This window comes from Caulobacter sp. GW821-FHT10F06, assembly GCF_058809215.1.
Window position 1 is genome coordinate 59,165 of the sequence record NZ_JBXASK010000002.1, and the last position, 18,191, is coordinate 77,355.

Genomic DNA, 18,191 nt, shown 5'->3' on the forward strand with positions numbered 1-18,191 from the left:
CCCTAGCCGAATACCGCGAGACGTTCGCCGCCTGGCGCCAGCACGACGCCCGTTGGGCGTTCCCCGGCGTCGGTGCGCGGCGTGAGCCCGATCCGCCTCGGCGCGCCGGGCGTCAGATCGAACCAGTCGTCCTGAGCGCGGAAGCCTTCGGTCTCGACGTGGAGCGCGCGGACCAGGCGATCGGTCTCCAGGGTCAGCGTCCAGGCGCCATCGTCGCCCTTCGTCAGGCTGGCCTGGACCTTGGTCGGGCCAGCGGGCCGGGCTCCGGCGGGATAGTGGACGGCCTCGGCGCGCACGTGATCCTCGCCCGCCCTGCGCAGGCGAACCACGGTCGCGTCATGAGCCGGCGGCCCGAAGCGGTAGGCGTAGGTGATGTCGAAGAACGCCCCGATCAGCTCGAAGGCCGACAGGGTCAGAGACGCGCGGGCGGACAGCTCGACCACGCGCCGCGCTGAGACCACGGGCGTGGCGCCGTCGCGCAGGCAGACCAGTTCCAGCTCCAGCGACTGGTCTCGCGGCGTCTCGTTGACCAAGTGGATGGCCAGCCCGTTGCAGCCCTCATCGGTCAGTCCCAGGTGGATCGGCCGAAACGCGCGCTTGAGGGCGTAGAAGGCGGCCTTGGGTTCGCCCAGGCTGTCGATCAGACCCCACCCCGCGCCGGCCCACAGGTCCTGCAACGTCCAGACCAGTGCGCCCTGGCACGATGATCCCGCGCGCCGCCATTCGGCATAGGTCGCCGCCATGACCTCGCCAGTCACCGCCCGGGAAAGGTCGAGATAGAGCGCCGGATCTTCCTGCCGCAGCGCGCCTGGATCGACGCCGTGCAGCAGACCCAGATAGTGGTCGCGGACGTCCTCGAAATCCCAGTCCGCGCCGGCGTCGCGGGGCGTGCGGGCCTTCCACGCCGGATCGCCGACGACCGCGTCGGGCAGGGCGCGGGCCAGGGTCGAATACTGCGGGATATTGGCGAAGGCCAGGCACTCGGCGGCGAACTTCACGTCGGCGCGGCGTGCGTCCTCCAACGGTCGGCGATAGGCCCCGACGCCGAAATAGTGGGTGACGCCGATATCGGTGACGAAGGGCAGAGCGCCGCCGCTAGGCGAATTGGCGACATAGATCGTGTCCGGTCGCCAGCGCTGGACGGCCGCCGGCAGGATCTCGTCGTAGAGCGGGCTGGTCGCCGCGTGAGGCTTCAGTCCCATCATCGTCGCCTGCTGATGCGCCTCGCTGCCGCCGCACAGCACGGCCAACGAAGGCGACAGCTGGACGGCGTCGAGCAGGGCGTCGGCCTCGGCCGCGATCTGGGCGGCGATGTCCGGATCGGCGATCGGATAGTCGAAATTGGCCAGCATGAAATCCTGCCAGACCAGGATGCCGAGCTCGTCGCAGAGCTCGAAAAAGGCCGGGCTCTCATAGGCGCCGGTCCCGCTCATCCGCAGCATGTTCATGCCGGCCTCGCGGGCCAGGTTCAGCCAGGGTGCGTAGGCTTCGCGGGTCGAGGGCAGGTCGACGATGTCAGCGGTGGTCCAGCAGGCGCCGCGGCAGAAGACCGGCTGGCCGTTGATCCTCAGCCCAAAGCCGGCGCCGTCCGGACCGTCGTCGCGTTCGATCCGACGAAAGCCCGTCCGGCCCAGGTCGATCACCGTGTCGCCGACCGACAGGGTGACGGCGTGTAAGGCCGGCTCGCCATGGGTGTGCGGCCACCAGGGCGTGACGTCCGGCAGGTCGAGCACGCCGGTGAACGCGCCGTCTGGACCGGCCGTGAGCGCCGTCGCGCGTCCGGCGCAATGCAGAATGGGCGCGGCGTTGCCGCCCTCGATCCGAACCGAGGCTGACAGCCGGCCGGTTCCGTCGGCGTCGAGGTTGGCCTGAAGACGCGCGTGCGAGACCCGTACCGCTCCGGGGGTCACCTGATGGATCGGCCGCCACGGTCCGACCGCGTCGACGCTCGGCATCCAGCCCGACGCCTGGCCCAGCAACGTCGTGCGCACACCGCGCAGGCCCTGGCGCGGGATCATTCGAGGCCGCCAGCGCGCGCGGGGGAGCTTGCGCTCCAGCGCCGACGTCAGGGCGCGGAAGCAGAGCCACAGGGTCGAGGTCGGCGTCAGCTCGACCGTCATCTCATGGGGCGTGAACATCGACTCCGAGCGCAGGATCAGTCGCCCGTCGAGCCAGACCTCCGTCAGGGTCGCCAGGCCGTCGAACGCCAGGATGTGCGAGCCCTCGCCCGGCAGGTCGCGACGTTGCCAGACGTCCTGGTCGTGCAACGGCCTCAGGTTATCCAGGTCGAAACGACCGGCGTCGCGCAGCGCGCCCGCCGCCGTGCCGGGAACCCGGGCCGGGACCCAGTCGATCAGGCGAGCCGCCTCGGCGGGCGTCGCGTAGGCTCCGGATGGCGACAGGGCCAGGGTCCAGCCATCGAACAGAGCCTGTCGGGTTTCTCCGTCGATCGAGACGATGCGCGCCATCGCCTAGCGCCGGCGATCGAGACGGTCGAACAGGGCGTCGTAGGCCTCGACCGCCGGGGCGATGGCGGCGGGCAGGGCGTCGAAGCGCTTGCGGGCGCAGGCCCGGGCCAGCTGGAACTGCGCGGCCTTGGCGACCTCGGCGATGCGCAGGGACAGGACGCTGCCCTCGCCGGTCGCGCCGTCCAGCCAGGCCAGGTGATCGGCCAGCAGTTCGAAATTGGCCCCCAACTGACGCAACGTGTTGAAGGCGTATTTGTGGAAATAGGCCGGCTCGCGCGCTGCCACCGCTTCGGCCTGTTCAGCGAACACGGCCTGGAAGGCGGCCACCGGATTGTCCCTCGGGCGTTGGGCCAGGCGCTTGACCAGCAGCGGCGCGGCGATGTCGCGCAGGTCGCCGGCCGGACGCGAGCCGAACTTGACGAACTCGGCATAGGGCAGGAACGGCGTGTCGCCATGGGCGTAGCCCGTGAACAGGCCCTCGAAGTCCGCGCCGTCCAGGGCGAAATAGCCGCCGTTGTGAAAGTACTCCAGGCGGCGCGCGTCCAGGTCCAGGCGGTTGACGCCGATCGTCGTCTTGCCGTGCTCCAGCTGGTAGGAGACCGCGCGGGTGTCGGGCAGGAAGAAGCTGTCCACCTCGACCAGGCTCAACCGGCCGCGCGCCACCTGGACCGCGGCGTGGCGTTCGATGGCGTCATAGACCGCCAGCTCCTGCACCGTGACGCCATACAGCGCCTCCAGGTCCTCGACCGGGGCCTTGAAGAAGGTGAAGTGGTCGCCCTCGAAATCCAGCGCGACGGTGAAGCCCAGCATGGCCTCGGGCGGCGCGCCCATGGCGGCGATCACCTCGATCCACAGGTCGACCGAGCAGTTGGTCTGCGGCCACAGCCGGTCGGGATCGTGCAGCCGGTGCGGCGCGTGACGCGCCGGGTTCAGCGCGAGGAAGCAGGCCGGACCGCTCACCCCCACAGGGCCTCGCGGACCGGCGCGGGCCAGGTCGCGACGTCGAGGCCGTGGTGCTTGAACAGGGCCAGCGCTATGCGCTCCAGGCCAAAGCCGACGCAGGCGGTGTGGGCCGTCTGGCCGTCGACCGTGACGATGTCCCAGGTCTGGCCAAAGTGGTCCTGATGATAGTTGAAGCTCAGGCAGGCGGTCGGGTGGGTCTCGCTGGCGATCGGCGTCAGCAGCTCGAACTTCAGCTGCTGCTGGCGCTGGGCGACGGCCATCAGCTTGCCGCCGCGGCCGAAGAACGGGTCGTTGGCGATGTCCAGCTGGTAGGGCAGGGCCAGGCGGTTGATCAGATTCTGGCCGCGCTCCAGCCACTGGCTGCGGAAGGCCAGCACCTGCTCGGCGCTGCCGATGCGGACATATTCGCGCTGGCGGAACATCTGCATGCGGGCCGGATCGGCCGAGGGCTCGTGCCGGAAACAGTACGACTGCAGGTCGGCCAGCACGCCCTCGGGCGGCAAGGGGCCGCGCCCGGCGACGATGGGATACAGCGGGTAGCAGGTGGCCGGGGTCAGGGCGACCTCGGTGCTGGCCAGGCCCGCGCTCCAGTCCTGGCCGCCGTCCAGCGCGCGCAGCAGATCGTTGTGGGCGTGGCTGTCGCCGCAGAAGCTGTGCACCGTGCCGGCCAGCTGCGGGAAGCTCTTCATGTAGCCGCTGCGGGCCAAGTGGGCCTGGTTCATGCCCGGTGGGAAGCGGATCACCTCGGCCTCGCCGCCGACCGCCGTGACCAGGGCCTCGAAGCGGGTGATGACGTCCTCGAACGCGCCGCTCCGGCCGTAGAGCCCCGGCACGCCGGTGTCGATCAGCAGTCCCGCGCCCAACAGCTGGTCGAGGAAGGAGGCCTGGGCGTGCATGCCTGAATCCCGCGCGACGGTCAGGCGGCGGGCGCCGGCGCGAGCTGGCGGACCGCGGCCTGGATGGCGCTGAGGCTGGAGAAGGTCTTGGGGCTGAGCATGGACTCGGGGAACTCGATGTCGAAGGTCTCTTCCAGGGCCAGCATCAGCTGAACCGAGGCGAACGAGCTCATGCCGGCCCGATAGAGGTCGGCGTCCTCGGCCAGGGTGGCGACATCGACCGCCAAGCCGCCATGGTCTGCCACCAGTTCCCGAACTTGCTCGATCATGCCCCGCCTTCTTCGCAACCCGCCATCGTCAGTGTCTCACTGCGCCTGAAGGCGTAAAATTGTACTTTTGCAGTATAGTGATGAAAAACCTAATCGTGTTTTTTTAACAAGGTTAACTGGCGCAAAGCAACGTGACCTGGGGATTTCCCGATATGCGCTTCGTGTCATGACGGTGAAACCTAGGCGCCGGTCATTGTTCCAAAAACTCTAGTCCGACGCGAAAGCCTCTGCATTCGCACGCCTGATACGCTAAGAAACGAGGGTTATTTGAACCAGGTCGAAACGGGGATGGCATGCAGACGTCGGCGCTGACGACGACGCCGAGCCAGGACGAGGCCGCCGCAGGGCGTCCGTTGCCTGAGTCCGTGCGGCTGGCCGCCCAGGCCGCGGCGGACGCCGTCGACGCCGATGGACGGTTCCCGATCGAGGCCTTCGACGCCCTGCGCCAGACCGGCCTGCTGGGGGAGCTGGCGACGAGCAAGCCCTCTCTGCTGCGCGTCGCGGTTCAGTGCGCCAGCCTGGCGGGCGCCTGCGGCAGCGCCGGCATGGTGCTGGCCATGCATCACATCCAGGTCGCCTGCCTGGCGCGCCACGCGTCCGGCGATCCCTGGCAGGCGGCTTTCCTGCGTCGCGTCGCCGAGGGCCGGCTGCTGCTGGCTTCGTCGACCTCGGAGGTCGGCATCGGCGGCAATCTGCGCGCCAGCCATTGCGCCGTGCTGGCCGACGGCGATCGCTTCAGCCTGACCAAGCAGGCCAGCGCCATCTCTTACGGCGCCCACGCCGACGCGGTGCTGGTCACCGCCCGCGCCCACGCCGACGCCGCGCCGGGCGACCAGGTTCTGGTGGTGCTGGAAGGCGACGACTTCACGCTGGAACCCGGCGCGGCCTGGGACGCCATGGGCATGCGCGGCACCGGCAGCGGGGCCTTTACCCTGACCGGCTCGGGCGTCCTGGCGCAGGTCGTCTCGACGCCGTTCGCGCAGATCGCCGGGGCGACCATGGCCCCGATCTCGCACATCCTGTGGGGCGCGGTGTGGACCGGCATCGCCGGCGGCGCCGTGGGCCGGGCCCGCGCCGCCGTGCGCGCGCGCCGCAAGCCAGGATCGAGCGAACTGCCGGCCGGCGCCCTGCCTCTGGCCGAGGCGGTTGAGAAGCTGCAGATGGCCGAGGCCCGGGTGCGCAAGGCCATCGACGACTTCGACTGGAACGATCCCCAGGCGCCGGGCTTCGCGGCCGTGGCCGCCGACAGCGGGCTGAAGACCAGCGTCGCCGAGGTCTGCCTGGAGGTGGTCCAGATCGCCCTGTCGGTCTGCGGCTTCGCCGGCTATGCCCGCCAGGGCCCATTCAGCGTCTCGCGCCATCTGCGCGACCTGCATTCGGCGCCGCTGATGATCGCCAACGACCGGATGCGCGACGGCGCCGCGCGGCTTCTGCTCGCGCAGCAACCGCGCTTGGGCCTGGATCATGATCGATCCGCTGACTGAGCAACGCCCCGACGCGGTCGATACGTTCGGTCCGACGGCGATGTCGCCGCTGGTCTTCGACGGCCTTGCCGGTTGGCTGCATGCGCCGACGTCCGGGACCGCCCGCGCGGTCGGGGTGGTGATCTGCGCGCCGCTGGGCCGCGACGCCCGCTGCGCCCACCTGCCGATGAGGCTCCTGGCCGAGCGCCTGGCCGCCGCCGGCGTTCCGACTGTGCGCTACGATCATCGCGGGACGGGCGACTCCCTGGATCTCGACGACGATGGCGACAGCCTGCCGACCTGGATCGCGGGCGTGCGCGCGGCGATCGCGGCCTTGCGCGCCCAGGCCGATGTCGATCGCGTCGTGCTGATCGGCGTGCGGTTCGGCGCGACCCTGGCGGCGCTGTGCGCGGACATGGCCGACGGCGTGGCGATGCTGGCGCCGGTGGTGCGCGGCGGGTCGTGGTTGCGCGAGCTGAAACTGGCCACGGCGGTGCTGGCCCCCACCACGACCGGCGCCAGCGGACTCGACGCCGACGGCCTGGTCCTCACCGCCGAGACAGCCGCCGGCGTGGCGAAGATCGACCTGCGCGAGACCCGGTTTGGCCAGCGCCCGATGCTGCTGGCGGCCCAGAGCGCGACGGTGACCGCCTTCGGCCAGGCCATGGCCCTGACCGGCGCGCGCATCCTGATCGAGCCGTTTCCGGGCTTCGAGGCGATGTTCGATGACGCCCACAGCAATCGTCCGCCCGAGGTAGTGTTCGACCAGGTGGTCGACTGGGTGCTGGCCGCCTTCGCGCGGTCGGCGGCCCAGAGGATCGCGATCGCGACGCCGGACGCCGAGGGCCTGGCGCTCCATCCGCCCGGCGCGATCGAGCGGCCGGTCGCGTTCGGCGAAGGCCTGCGCGGGGTCTTGTGCGGGCCCTCCGACGGGGCGGCGAGCGGCCGAGCGGTCCTGCTGTGCAACACCGGCGGCGACCCGCGCGCGGGCATCGGCGGCTTCTCGACCGCGACGGCTCGGGCGCTGGCGCGCGAGGGCGTGACGTCGCTGCGGTTCGACTTCGCGGGCCTGGGCGACAGTCCCATGGCCGACGGCCAGCCGCGCAGTCACGTCTATGAGACCCCGCGCCGGGCCGACTTCGACGCGGCGCTGTCGTTGCTGCTCGAGCACGGTGCGCGGGAGATCGTCATCGCCGGGGTCTGCGCCGGCGGCTACCACGCGCTGCATGCCGCGCTGGAAGATCCGCGCGTGACGGGCGTGTTCACGATCAACACCGTGATCCTGGCCTGGCGACCGGGGACCTCACTGGCGGCGGGCGACCGCGACGAGGGGCGCTCCACAAGGGCTTATATGGATAGGCTGGGCGACGCGGCGACCTGGAAGCGGCTGATCGCCGGCGGGGTCGATGTGCGCGCCATCGGCCGCACGCTACTGTTGCGCCTGAAGGCTCGGCTGGCCGCTCGCAAGGCGACGACGCCCGAGGCGGCGGTCAAGGCGCGGCTGGCGGACCTGTCGGCGCGCGGCGGCCGGGTGCGGTTCCTGGTCGGCGCCGAGGACCCGTCTCTGGACATGGTCGAGGCGCATTTCGGTCCGGGCGGCCGGCGGTTCACGGCGCTGCCCGGCATGTCGCTGCGCCTGGAGGCCGGCCTGGACCACGGCCTGGCCCTGGCCGCCAGCCGCGAAAAGGCCCGCCGCCAGCTGCTGGCCTTTGTCGCCGAACTCTAGCGGGCCGGCGCGGCGCGGAAGGCGTCGATCATCGCCTGGGCGGCCAGCTTGGGCTGGAAGGCCGTGTCGAAAGGCAGAGGCCGCACGCCCTGGCCATCGTCGCGCGGGAACATGCCGGACTTCGAGGTGTAGCGGTCCGACAGTCCCCAGGTGGTGACCATCTTCACCGCCGGCTCGTCCAGCACCACATCCAGGAAGCTGCGATAGACATTGGCCACGACCACGTCGCGCCGCGCCGCCGAGCCGGGGACCTTCTGGTCGTCGACGTCCAGCTCGGTGACATAGATTTCCAGCCCCAGGTCGGCGACCTCGGCCAGGAACCGGCGCAGGCCGTCGCCGAACGCGGCGCGGCGCGAGCCGTCCAGGTGGCCTTGCAGGGCCAGGGCGTGGATCGGAACATTGGCGGCCTTCAGGCTGCGCAGCAGGGCCAGCATCGTGCCGCGCTTTTCCACCATCCAGCTCTGGTCGTCATATTCCAGGCCGTAGTCGGCCAGCGCCAGGCGGGCGCGGGGATCGGCGGCGTGGGCCGCATGGAAGGCCACGCCGATATAGCCGGGGCCCAAGGCCTTGAACCAGGGCGACAGGCGCAGGCCGTCGGGGCGACGGTCGTTGCGCTCGACCCCCTCGTTGACGACGTCCCAAGAGCGGATCCTGCCGGCGTAGCGGCCGACGACCTGGCGGATGTGGTCGGTCAGCAGCGCGCGGCCGGTTTGCGGAGTCAGCGCGCCCTGGACCCAGTCGGGCAGGGCCTCGTGCCAGACCAGGCAATGGCCGTGGACCAGTTCGCCCTGGTCGCGGGCGAGGCCCATGAACCGATCGGCGCGGCCGAAGTCGAACGCGTCGCGCGACGGGCGCAGGGCGTTCCACTTCATGACGTTCTCGGGCGTCAGCGAAGCGCACTGGCGGCGCAGCAGGCTCTCGAAACCAGCATCGCGGGCGACGGCTTCCGGCTCGATCGCCACGCCGTAGATCAGGCCCTTTTCGGCGGCCAGGCGGCGCAGGGCGGTTTCGGCGGCCAGGACGGGCGCGGCGGCCAGCGACAGGCCGGTGGCGAGGAGGGCGCGGCGGGAAGGTCCAAGCCGCATGTCGCGGTCCTCTAAAGCCAGGAGTAGATCAGGCGAGGAATATAGAAGGCGCGCTTGTTGAGGATAGCCCCGATCACCTCGCCGCCGGCGGCGTCGATGCGTTCGATCAGGTTGCGGGCGACGGCTGCGCGGGTGGCCTCGGCCTCGACGACGATCAAGGTCATATCGACCAGCGGAGCGACGATCAGACCGGCGGCCGAGCGGGCCATGGCCGGCGTGTCGATCAGCACGATGTCGTAGTCGCGGCGCGCCTCGAGGATCAGCTTCTCCCACTGCGCCTCGGCCACCGCCAGGTCGCGGGCGCCGACGGGCAGGGTGACATGCAGCGAGCCTTCGTTGACCTGCAGGCGGTTCTGGCCGGGCACCTGGCGCAGCACCGCGCCGCTCTGGGCCAGGATGGTGGCGGCGGCGCGATCTTCCGGCGGCTCGATGTCGATCAGCAGCACCCGGCGGGCGCTCTCGCTGGAGGCCAGCAGGGCCAGGTCCAGCATCAGGCTGGAGACGCCTTCCTCGCCATTGGCGGCGACCATCTGCATCACGCGGCCAGGACCCGGAGCGACGCTGCTGAGCAGCCGCAGCAGCAGCTTGCTATCGTCATAGGTCAGGTGCGAGGTGCGCGGCCGGCCCATGGCGCCGCGACGGCGGGTGGGGGCGTCGGGGTCGAGATTGACGGCCAGGATGATGGGCACGTCCAGCTTCTGTTCGACGTCGCGCGGCGTGATCATCACGTCCGAGAAGGCGGCCGAGACCAGGATCACCGCGACGGCGGCGAAGCAGCCGACAGCCAGGCCGCCGATCAGCAGGATCAGCCGGCCGCTCTTGCCCTTGACCGGCGGATCGGCGGCCTGGACGACGCGGACATTGGCTTTCGAGCGCGACAGGATGTCGGCCAGCTGGGTGTCTTCCGAACGCTTGGCGATGTCGGAGAAGGTGGTCTCCAGCATGGTGCGCTTGCGGACCAGCTCGCGATATTCGGGACCGATGCGGACCAGCTCGGTCAGGCGCACGGTGGCGGCCTCGAGGTCGCGGGCGGCCTGGCCGCGCGCCAAGCGCAGGCCGGCGACGTCGCTCTCGGAATCGGCCAGGTCGGTGTCCAGCGCCTGGCGCACGGGATTGACCCCGCGCCGGACGGTGGTGACCTGCTGGGCGGGGGCCGAGCGGATCTGCTCCTGCACCTCGGCGATCTTGCGATCCAGGTCCGCCACCAGAGGATAGCCGTCGACATAGCGCGCGGCGGCCTGCCGGCGCTGGTTCTGCAAGTCCAGCAGGCTGGCCGTCAGGTTCTCGATCTGTTGCGAGCGGCCGCGATCGCTGGACAGCTCCAGCTCGGCCGGCGCAGCCTGGAGACGGCGGGCCAGCACCGAGGCGCGGCCCGTGCGGGTGGCCAGCTGCTGGTCCAGCGACTGCACCTGGCTGGTCAGCGACGCCTGCTGGGTCTGGATGGTGGCGAACTCGGACGGATAGTCGCCAAAGCCGTGGTCGATCGAGAACTTGGACAGCTGGTCCTCGATCTCGGCCAAGCGGGTGTTGAGCTGGTCGCGCTGGCCGTTGACCGACTGCAGGTCCGACTGCTGGAAGATCGAGCGACGGCGTTCGATATAGAGCGCCACGAGCTTGTTGAGGACGTCGGCGGCGACGTGCGGGTCGCGGTTGCGCAGGCTCAGCTCGATGACGTTCGACTGCGGAACGTTCTCGATCGTCAAGTCCTTGCTCAGCTGCTCGGCGGCCTTCTCCAGACCCTGCGGCTGGGCGGCCAAGGCGGGATAGACGCGCGACAGGCCGATCTCCTGGATGGCCTTGGTGCGCAGGTCCTTGGCGGTCAGGATCTCCATTTCCGCGTGGACGATCTGGGCGCGGTCGAAGCTGAGGCCGGGCGTCGCGCCATTGACGTCGGTGCGGAAGACGTAGTCGTCGCCCAGCAGGATCAGCAGCCGCGACTGGGCCACGAAGATCGGCTGGGCCATGAAGATGGCGATGACCGCGATGATCACCGGGACCAGGAAGGCCAGCAGGGCTTCCTGCCGATAGTAGAAGGCCGGGGTCAGCAGTTCGCGAATGGTCAGGGGGGATCGAATACGGCCGACGGGGCCGTCCTGGGCATAGGACCCTTGATCGATCACCGCGGCAGTCATCTGGGTGGGGACACTCGATCGAACGAAACGCCGCCTGCGCATGGGCGGTTAACCATTCGATACGGTCGCAATCTTAATAAAGGCTAACGTTTGGGAGCCTCGAGCCCTTGTCGGGGAAGGGTTTGTGGCCCGAGCCTTGGAATCCTTGGCCTTGGGACCGCCGTGCGCGGAACGATGCTGCTTTTTGACGCGGACGCACCGGGCGTTAACAACGAATTTCTAACCGACGTGGCCGCACCCTGATCTATGAGAACCCGACGCCCCGGCGTCGATGGAGGTCTGCAAGTGTTGTCATGGGCTCGGTTCGCGGCGCTGGCCGCCGTGACGCTGGTCGCCGCGTGCGCTTCCGCGCAGCCGGCGCGCCGGGACTATGGGGCCCCTTCCTACGCACAGCCCGCCTATGACCAGGCCGTCGATCCCGGGGTCGGCTTCGCTCAGTGGTCCGCTGACGACTATCGTTATCGAATCGGTCCGGGCGACGAGCTGGCCGTGCGCTTCCTGTTGAACCCGGACCTCAACGCCTCAGTGCTGGTGGGCCCCGACGGTCGGGGCGTGTTCCCGCTGGTCAGCGGCCAGGGCGTGGCGGGCATGACCGTCGAGCAGGCCAACCTGGCGCTCAGCCGGGCCTATGGCTCGGTGCTGCGCAACCCGCAGGTCGAGACCCTGATCACCACCTATGGCGCGGCGCAGATCTTCGTCGGCGGCGAGGTCAAGGAGGCGGGCGTCAAGCCGATCAAGGGGCAGCTGACCGTGGCCCAGGCCGTGGTGGCGGCGGGCGGCTTCCTGGAGACGGCCAGGACCGGCAAGGTGGTGGTGCTGCGCCAGCGTCCGGGCGATCCGCGCCTGTTGATGCGGACGGTCGACGTGCGCGCGGCGATGAACGGCGGCGACGGCGGCGATTTCGCTGTCCTGCCAGGCGACCTGATCTTCGTGCCGCGCAAGGCGATCGCCGAGGTCAACCTGTTCATCCGCCAGTACATCACCGGCGCCTTGCCCTTCACCTTCAACTACAGCATCAACCGCGGATCCCGTTACTAGGCGGGCGGGGCCACGGCCGGGGGACGGATGTCGCGCTATCTGATCTCCGCCGTCGAGCAGGCGATCTGGTCGGTGCTGAATTTCGGCGTCAACCTGCTGTTGATCCGCTTCGTCGCGCCCGACCAGTACGGCGGGTTCGTGTTCTGGGCCTCGTGCGGCTTCGTGCTCTCCAGTTTCCAGAACGCCCTGACGGTCTGCCACCTCCAGGTGCTGGCCCCCGGCGACGGACGCGCGCCGGACAGGCTGCCGGTCGAGCGGCTGATGCACGCGGTCAACCTGGTGTTCCTGGTCGTGGTGGCCCTGGCCAGCCTGGCCGGAGCCCTGGCCTATCGCCACTCCGGCAGTCCCTACGGCGCGATCGCCGCCTGCCTGTTCGTGCCGGCCTATCTGCTGCAGCAATATGTGCGGGCCCTGACCTTCTCGCGCGGCCGGCCGGCCGCGGCGGCGATCCAGACCGGCGCGGTGTTCGGGCTGGTGGTCTTGGCGCTGGGCGGAGCGATGGTCCTGCGCCTGCCGCTGGACGCCAATCTGATCCTGCTGTGCCTGGGTGGAGCCTATGCGCTGTGCGGCGTCGTCGGCATGGCCTGGGCCGGAGCGGGGCAGGGGCGCCCGGCGGGCCTGCATGAGCTGGCCGGCTACGGCGCCTACGCCAAGCAGTCGGGCTGGATCTTCCTGGGCGTGTCGAGCACCGAGCTGCTGACGCGATTCTACGTCTTCGTGGTGGCCGGCTGGTACGGCGCGGCGATCCTGGCCTCGCTGGCGGCGACCCAGCAGTTGCTGCGGCCGATCCCGCTGCTGGCCTCGTCCTGGGGGATGGTGGCGCGGGCCGATCTGGCCAAGCGGCGCGAGGCCGAGGACTGGCGCGCTTTTGCCGGCACGGTGGTCCTGGCCCTGGTCGGCGGGCTGGTGGTGGCGGTGCTGTGGACCCTGCTGGTTTTCCGCGCCTGGCCCGTGTTCACCACCCATCTCTTCGGCGGCAAGTACGGCGAGGACGGCTGGATGGTGCTGCTGTGGGGCGTCGGCGCGGCGATCGGCTTTGGCCAGGTCGTGGTCAGCGCGGCCTTGCAGGTGCTGAAGATGTTCAAGGCCCTGGCGTTGGCCAACGCCGCCGCGTCGCTGGTCGCGGCCGCGGCGATCCTGCTGATCATGCGCGGCTTCGGCTATGGCGGCGCGATCGTCGGCACAGCGGCCGGTCAGCTGCTGGAGCTGGTCGTCATGGGGTCCATGTTGGCGGCAGCAGTCGCGTCTCGGACTCGGCCAGCGCCCGCAGCGCCCTAGGCGTTGCTGCCCGGGGCTTGGGCGCATAGCGCATGTCGATGTCGATCCCGGCCAGCAGGATCATCACCCCAAACATCGAGTTGGCCGCGAACAGGCTGCTTTCCATCCAGTTGTGGACGAACAGCACCAGCGGGAACACGCCCAGATAGACGCTGTAGGGCAGGGCGGTGTTGTCCTCGCCGGGACGCGCCATCAGGCCCTGGCGGATCAGGGCCATGCCGCGCAGGATCCAGCGTCCCAGCAGGAACAGCGACCCGAGCAGGCCGGCGACGCCGGTGGTGACCAGGAGGTCGATGTAACCATTGTGGGACTCGTTGGTGTAGGAGTCCGGCTGGGCGAACCACAGGTCGGTCTGCAGGCTGGGCTGCACCTTCGGGTCCACGTCCCAGAACGAGGCGAAGCCCACGCCCTTGAAGGGATGATGGGCGAACTCGCCCAGCACGAAAGCCCACACCTCGGTGCGCTGGGTGAAGGTCACGTCGCGCAGCGGGGCCAGGGGATCGGCGCCGATCACCCGGCTCCAGGCCAACCAGCCGAAGCCCATTGCCAGCAGACCCAGCACCCCGACCGCGACCAGGGCCCGCAGCGCGCCGGCCCGCAGGCGCAGGATCATCAGCAGGCCTGGGATCACCAGGATGGCGGCGGCCAGGATGCCCATGCTGGTCTTGGACTTGCTGCCGATCAGCAAGGCCACGCAGCCCAGGAACATCGCGCTCCAGAACAGTCGACCGCTCAGGCGCGGGTGGAACAGGATGTAGGGGCTGATCACCAGGCCCGACAGCAGCATCACCGAGCCCAGGGTGTTCTTGTGGTTGTGGATCGCCGCCAGGCCCAGCACGGTCATCGAGGCGCTCGGCGCGACGATCCACGACACCAGGTCGATGATGATGACGATGGCGCAGGCCGTGGCCAGGGCCGCGTGGATGCGCCGGGCGTCGCGCAGTCCCGCCACCAGGGCCACGCAGATAATCAGGTTGAGCATGTAGAGAAAGAAGCGGCGGTTGGACGCCGCCGGATCGATGGCCCAGCGCGTGGTCGCCGCGAACCAGGCGAACACCAGCAGAAGCGGCCACAACCGCTTGAACAGCTCGACCGTCTCGCCGCGCCGGAACCACAGGATCGGCGCGGCCAGCCCCGCCAGGCCCAGCCAGATCAACCGGTTCAGCGGTGAGACCACGGCGGCGCCGGTCAGGGGGTCCAGCTCGACTTGGTGCTTGTACGGCGACTGGCCGATCATCAGGTACAGCACCATCAGGATCAGCACGAAGGCCGACCACAGGGCGATCAGCCCGTCCTGCTGCCCGGCCTCCGCGCGGCGATCGGCGTCGAGGCCGGCCCGCCACTCGTCCAGGACGCGTCGGCGGGGGGAGAGACTAGGCATTGACGGTCGCGCGCTTGAGGCCCAGCCGGATCGCCAGCACGTCGCGCAGCGCCAGACCCACGGCATAGAAGCCGCGCAGATAGCGCCGCCACAGCCGCTTGGGCTCCTTGGCCAGGCGGTACAGCCAAACGAAGCCGCTGTGCTCCAGCAGGTCCGGGGCGGGATTGGAATCGCCGGTCAGCACCGACAGCGAGCTGCCGATGCACAAGCCCACTCCGGTCGAACGGCCGTCCTGGATCACGCGATGGCAGAACAGCTCCGACTGCGGCGGGCCCATGGCCACGAATACGAAGCGAGCCGGGTGGGCGGCGACGAAGTCGATGGCCACGGCCACGGCGGCGGGATCGCGGATGAAACCCATCGGCGGATTGTGATGGGCGAGGTTGGTGAGGCCGTATTGCTTGCGCAGCTTGTCGATCAGTTCGGGCGCGCCGCCCACCACGGTCAGCGGAGTGTCGGCGACGATGACCTCGTCGAACATCTTGCGGACGACATAGGCTCCCGGGGCGAAGCGTAGGCGCAGGCCCGCCAGCACGGCGGTGCGGCCGATCACCCGGCTGTCGTTGGTGCTGATCCAGCACGCCTCGCTGGCGGCGCGGAACTCCTCGTCGTGGCGACGCAGATAGGCATGCTCGGCGTTGGGCGTGACGAACGTCGTGAACGGCGCGGCGGCCGGGCGCTCGGCCAGGGCCGTCACCGTCTGGTCGACGGTCAGCGGCGTGAACCTCAAGCCGGCGAACCAGATTTGCTGAAAGTCCTGCCCTGATTGGGGTTCCAGCGAACGGAGCATTAAGGGAACCTGTTGCAAGCTAGGGGTCGGCAAGACGACGCACCGCCGCGTCATCCTTAATATTCGCCCAACATCCCTTTACGTCCGGTTCCCGTCGAGAGGCCAGGTTTGAGATTTGCGCACGCCATGAAGCGGGTGATGGACATCGCGATATCCGCGACGCTCCTCGTCGTGCTCGCGCCCCTCCTGGCGCTCATCGCCCTGGCGGTGAAGGCGACCTCGCGTGGGCCGCTCTTCTATGCGTGCCACTGGGTGGGGATGCAGGCGCGGCCGTTCACCGGTTTCAAGTTCCGCACCATGGTCGACAAGGCCGAAGCGATGGAGGCCGGTCTCCAGGATCGCAACGAGATGAGCGGTCCGGCCTTCAAGCTGACCAACGATCCGCGCATTACGCCGCTGGGCAAGGTGCTGCGCAAGTACAGCCTGGACGAGTTACCCCAGCTGTGGAGCGTGCTGATCGGCGATCTCAGCCTGGTCGGCCCCCGGCCGCCGCGCGAGCACGAATACGCTCGCTTCACCGAGTTCCAGAAGCAGAAGCTGGCCGTGAAGCCCGGCATCACCTGCCTGTGGCAGGTCGAGGGCCGCCACCGCATCAGCGACTATGACGACTGGGTCGAGCGCGACCTGGATTACATCCGCCGCTGGTCGCTGTGGCTGGACGTCCAGATCCTGTTCCGCACGGCCTTGGTGGTGCTGAAGGGAACCGGCGCATGAGCCAGGCTCCCGATATCAGCGTCGTGGTGCTTAGCTATGACCGCGTCCACCTGCTGGAGCGCACCCTGGTCGCCTGCCTGCGCGATGACGTCGCCAACGGCGTGCCGTTCGAGATCATCGTCGTCGACAACCATCCCGACCGTCTGGCCCAAGGCCTGGTCGAGCGCCTGGACGCGAGCAGCCCAGTGTCGCTGACCTATCTGAGCGACGCGCGCCGCAACGTCTCGATCGTGCGCAACATCGGCATCCACGCCGCGCGCGGGCGCTATGTGGCCTTTATCGACGACGACGAGGCGCCCGACGCCGACTGGCTGTCGGAGCTGCACGCGTGCCTGGAGCGCACCGACGCCGACGCGGCCTTCGGGCCCAAGCACCCGGTGTTCGAGGCCGGCGTCGCGCCCGACTGGGACCCCGAGGGCTGGCGCTACACCCTGGACTACCAGGAGCCTGCCGACGCGCCGATCCACCTGTTCGGGCGGCTGCGCAAGAAGGGCAAGGGCCTGGGCAGCGGCAACGCCGCCTTCCGCGTGGCCACCTGCTTTGACACCGCCGAGCCGTTCAGCGTCGCGTTCGGCGACGGCAACGGCGAGGACACCCACCTGCTGTTCCGCCTCGCCCTGGCCGGCAAGCGCTTCGTCTGGTGCCCGACCGCCATGGTGCGCGAGTTCATCGAGACCGACCGCACCAAGCCCAGCTACATGGTCACCCGCATGAAGCGCGGCTCGCAGCACTATGCGGCCTCGCGCATCGCCACCAGCGACAGTCCGGGCCTGACCCGCATCAAGGTCACGCTGTTGGGTGTGGCCCAGTTCTGCGTCCATGCCGGCCTCTACCTCGTATCTGGGGAATGGGCGCGGACGGGGCGGTTCAATCATCGGATCGGCATGGCCAAGGGGCTTGGCAAGCTGACCTGGCGCGCCCCGATCGGTTTCATCGACGAGAAGGCGGCATGACCGACCTGTCGATCGTCGTCGCCACATATGACCGTCCGGTCTCGCTGGAGGCGACGCTGGCGTCGTGCCTGGCGCAAACCAACGCTCTGGGCCTGACCATCGAGATCGTCGTGGTCGACAACCATCCCAGCGGCAATGGCCGCGCGGTGGTGGAGCGACTGGCGACCACGACGGCCTGGCCGATGCGGTACGTCACCGACCTGACCCGCAACATGTCGACCCTGCGCAACCGCGGCTTCGCCGAGGCGGCGGGCAAGCTAGTGGCTTTCATCGACGACGACGAGGTCGCCTTGCCCAACTGGCTGGACCAGCTGGTCGGCGCGCTTCGCACGGCCGACGCCGACATCGCCGTCGGGCCGCGCCTGGCGACCTTCCCGAACGGTCCGCCGGCCTATGATCCGACCGGCGCGCAGTTCGCCCGTGACCTTCACCTCCCGGACGGCGCGCTGGTCGACCTGACCGCGCCGTCGGGCAAGCCGCGCTATGGCCTGGGCACCGGCAATTCCCTGTTCGTCGTCGCGCGCTGCTTCTCAAGGGGGCAGGCGGCCATGCGCGAGGAATTTGGCGACGCCGGCGGCGAGGATGCCGAGCTCTTCGTGCGCCTGCACCGCGAGGGTCGCCGCATCGTCTGGGCCGCGCGCGCCTTCGTCACCGAGGCCGTCGCGCCGCACCGCACCGACATCGCCTACCGCCTGCTGCGCACCCGCCGCGAAACCCAGCACTACGTCTCGATCTATCTCGACGCCGCCCCGCGACCCCGCCTGGTCTGGGCCAGCCTGATGGCCAAGGGCGTGCTGCAACTGCTTGTCGGCGCGGCGCTGGCGGCGATCACGGGCGAGTTCTGGTCGCGACGCAGGCTGAAGGGCCGGCTCTTGATGGCGCACGGCGCCGGCAAGCTCAGCTGGAAACAGCCGGTCGGATACATTGTCGAACCCGTTTCGGGTTCTCCCGGCGGAGCAGGCGCCTAGCCTGGCCATCGGCTTGCAACAAACGCCACCGAAGGGTGGGGGCAACCTCGTTTTGGGTCAGATTTGG

Annotated in this window: 15 protein-coding genes; 7 read left to right on the top strand and 8 right to left on the bottom strand. The window is 69.6% G+C overall.

Annotation, left to right across the window (positions count from 1 at the left end; translation table 11 throughout):
- Window positions 1–2 precede the first annotated feature (2 nt).
- From AC1RUS_RS03525 to AC1RUS_RS03540, 4 genes are read right to left on the bottom strand one after another with little or no spacing between them, the layout of a single operon-like run.
- The gene (locus AC1RUS_RS03525) at window positions 3–2,468 is read right to left on the bottom strand and encodes a glycoside hydrolase family 2 protein (protein ID WP_492913097.1); all 2,466 of its coding nucleotides are present in this window, start codon (window positions 2,466–2,468) and stop codon (window positions 3–5) included.
- Between the two features lie 3 nt (window positions 2,469–2,471).
- Window positions 2,472–3,428, bottom strand: coding sequence for a DUF1839 family protein (locus AC1RUS_RS03530; RefSeq protein ID WP_492913099.1), 957 nt, complete (start codon window positions 3,426–3,428; stop codon window positions 2,472–2,474).
- Window positions 3,425–4,327, bottom strand: coding sequence for an amino acid--[acyl-carrier-protein] ligase (locus AC1RUS_RS03535; protein ID WP_492913101.1), 903 nt, complete (start codon window positions 4,325–4,327; stop codon window positions 3,425–3,427). Before AC1RUS_RS03535 ends, AC1RUS_RS03530 begins: the two co-directional genes overlap by 4 nt.
- 20 nt (window positions 4,328–4,347) lie before the next feature.
- Entirely contained in the window at window positions 4,348–4,596 is a 249-nt protein-coding gene (locus AC1RUS_RS03540; protein ID WP_492913103.1) for an acyl carrier protein, read from the bottom strand.
- 293 nt (window positions 4,597–4,889) lie between these two features.
- On the opposite strand from AC1RUS_RS03540, the gene AC1RUS_RS03545 reads away from it, so the two are divergent.
- Window positions 4,890–6,080: an acyl-CoA dehydrogenase family protein gene (locus AC1RUS_RS03545; protein ID WP_492913105.1), complete on the top strand. Its 1,191-nt coding sequence runs from the start codon at window positions 4,890–4,892 to the stop codon at window positions 6,078–6,080.
- Window positions 6,061–7,785, top strand: a complete 1,725-nt coding sequence (locus AC1RUS_RS03550) for an alpha/beta hydrolase (RefSeq protein WP_492913107.1) — start codon at window positions 6,061–6,063, stop codon at window positions 7,783–7,785. The genes AC1RUS_RS03545 and AC1RUS_RS03550 overlap by 20 nt, the downstream gene beginning before the upstream one ends.
- Here AC1RUS_RS03550 and AC1RUS_RS03555 read toward each other — a convergent pair.
- Window positions 7,782–8,870, bottom strand: coding sequence for an endo-1,4-beta-xylanase (locus AC1RUS_RS03555; RefSeq protein WP_492913109.1), 1,089 nt, complete (start codon window positions 8,868–8,870; stop codon window positions 7,782–7,784). The genes AC1RUS_RS03550 and AC1RUS_RS03555 overlap by 4 nt on opposite strands.
- A gap of 11 nt (window positions 8,871–8,881) precedes the next feature.
- On the bottom strand, window positions 8,882–11,002 hold the full coding sequence (locus AC1RUS_RS03560; protein WP_492913111.1) for a GumC family protein: 2,121 nt from the start codon (window positions 11,000–11,002) through the stop codon (window positions 8,882–8,884).
- Window positions 11,003–11,287: 285 nt separating this feature from the next.
- Here AC1RUS_RS03560 and AC1RUS_RS03565 point away from each other — a divergent pair, with 285 nt between their 5' ends.
- On the top strand, window positions 11,288–12,040 hold the full coding sequence (locus AC1RUS_RS03565; protein WP_492913113.1) for a polysaccharide biosynthesis/export family protein: 753 nt from the start codon (window positions 11,288–11,290) through the stop codon (window positions 12,038–12,040).
- A 27-nt stretch (window positions 12,041–12,067) separates the two neighbouring features.
- Window positions 12,068–13,318 (top strand): lipopolysaccharide biosynthesis protein, encoded by a 1,251-nt coding sequence (locus tag AC1RUS_RS03570; RefSeq protein WP_492913115.1) that lies wholly within the window; start codon window positions 12,068–12,070, stop codon window positions 13,316–13,318.
- Here AC1RUS_RS03570 and AC1RUS_RS03575 read toward each other — a convergent pair.
- Window positions 13,254–14,699 (bottom strand): O-antigen ligase family protein, encoded by a 1,446-nt coding sequence (locus AC1RUS_RS03575; RefSeq protein WP_492913117.1) that lies wholly within the window; start codon window positions 14,697–14,699, stop codon window positions 13,254–13,256. The genes AC1RUS_RS03570 and AC1RUS_RS03575 overlap by 65 nt on opposite strands.
- Window positions 14,692–15,489, bottom strand: a complete 798-nt coding sequence (locus AC1RUS_RS03580; protein WP_492913119.1) for a WecB/TagA/CpsF family glycosyltransferase — start codon at window positions 15,487–15,489, stop codon at window positions 14,692–14,694. The genes AC1RUS_RS03575 and AC1RUS_RS03580 overlap by 8 nt, the downstream gene beginning before the upstream one ends.
- A gap of 126 nt (window positions 15,490–15,615) precedes the next feature.
- Between AC1RUS_RS03580 and AC1RUS_RS03585 the strand changes: the two genes are divergently transcribed.
- The 3 genes from AC1RUS_RS03585 to AC1RUS_RS03595 are packed head-to-tail and all read left to right on the top strand — an operon-like array spanning window position 15,616 to window position 18,124.
- On the top strand, window positions 15,616–16,203 hold the full coding sequence (locus AC1RUS_RS03585; RefSeq protein WP_492914131.1) for a sugar transferase: 588 nt from the start codon (window positions 15,616–15,618) through the stop codon (window positions 16,201–16,203).
- Window positions 16,200–17,156, top strand: a complete 957-nt coding sequence (locus tag AC1RUS_RS03590) for a glycosyltransferase family 2 protein (RefSeq protein ID WP_492913121.1) — start codon at window positions 16,200–16,202, stop codon at window positions 17,154–17,156. The genes AC1RUS_RS03585 and AC1RUS_RS03590 overlap by 4 nt, the downstream gene beginning before the upstream one ends.
- Window positions 17,153–18,124 carry a glycosyltransferase family 2 protein gene (locus AC1RUS_RS03595; protein WP_492913123.1) on the top strand — a complete coding sequence of 324 codons (972 nt, stop codon included), beginning with the start codon at window positions 17,153–17,155 and terminating at the stop codon, window positions 18,122–18,124. Before AC1RUS_RS03590 ends, AC1RUS_RS03595 begins: the two co-directional genes overlap by 4 nt.
- Window positions 18,125–18,191 lie beyond the last annotated feature (67 nt).

Bases quoted from the DNA above. Each gene is read 5' to 3' on its own strand.
- AC1RUS_RS03525 (WP_492913097.1), bottom strand. From the start codon at position 2,468: ATGGCGCGCATCGTCTCGATCGACGGAGAAACCCGACAGGCTCTGTTC.
- AC1RUS_RS03535 (WP_492913101.1), bottom strand. From the start codon at position 4,327: ATGCACGCCCAGGCCTCCTTCCTCGACCAGCTGTTGGGCGCGGGACTG.
- AC1RUS_RS03540 (WP_492913103.1), bottom strand. From the start codon at position 4,596: ATGATCGAGCAAGTTCGGGAACTGGTGGCAGACCATGGCGGCTTGGCG.
- AC1RUS_RS03545 (WP_492913105.1), top strand. From the start codon at position 4,890: ATGCAGACGTCGGCGCTGACGACGACGCCGAGCCAGGACGAGGCCGCC.
- AC1RUS_RS03550 (WP_492913107.1), top strand. From the start codon at position 6,061: ATGATCGATCCGCTGACTGAGCAACGCCCCGACGCGGTCGATACGTTC.
- AC1RUS_RS03555 (WP_492913109.1), bottom strand. From the start codon at position 8,870: ATGCGGCTTGGACCTTCCCGCCGCGCCCTCCTCGCCACCGGCCTGTCG.
- AC1RUS_RS03560 (WP_492913111.1), bottom strand. From the start codon at position 11,002: ATGACTGCCGCGGTGATCGATCAAGGGTCCTATGCCCAGGACGGCCCC.
- AC1RUS_RS03570 (WP_492913115.1), top strand. From the start codon at position 12,068: ATGTCGCGCTATCTGATCTCCGCCGTCGAGCAGGCGATCTGGTCGGTG.
- AC1RUS_RS03575 (WP_492913117.1), bottom strand. From the start codon at position 14,699: ATGCCTAGTCTCTCCCCCCGCCGACGCGTCCTGGACGAGTGGCGGGCC.
- AC1RUS_RS03580 (WP_492913119.1), bottom strand. From the start codon at position 15,489: ATGCTCCGTTCGCTGGAACCCCAATCAGGGCAGGACTTTCAGCAAATC.
- AC1RUS_RS03585 (WP_492914131.1), top strand. From the start codon at position 15,616: ATGAAGCGGGTGATGGACATCGCGATATCCGCGACGCTCCTCGTCGTG.
- AC1RUS_RS03590 (WP_492913121.1), top strand. From the start codon at position 16,200: ATGAGCCAGGCTCCCGATATCAGCGTCGTGGTGCTTAGCTATGACCGC.
- AC1RUS_RS03595 (WP_492913123.1), top strand. From the start codon at position 17,153: ATGACCGACCTGTCGATCGTCGTCGCCACATATGACCGTCCGGTCTCG.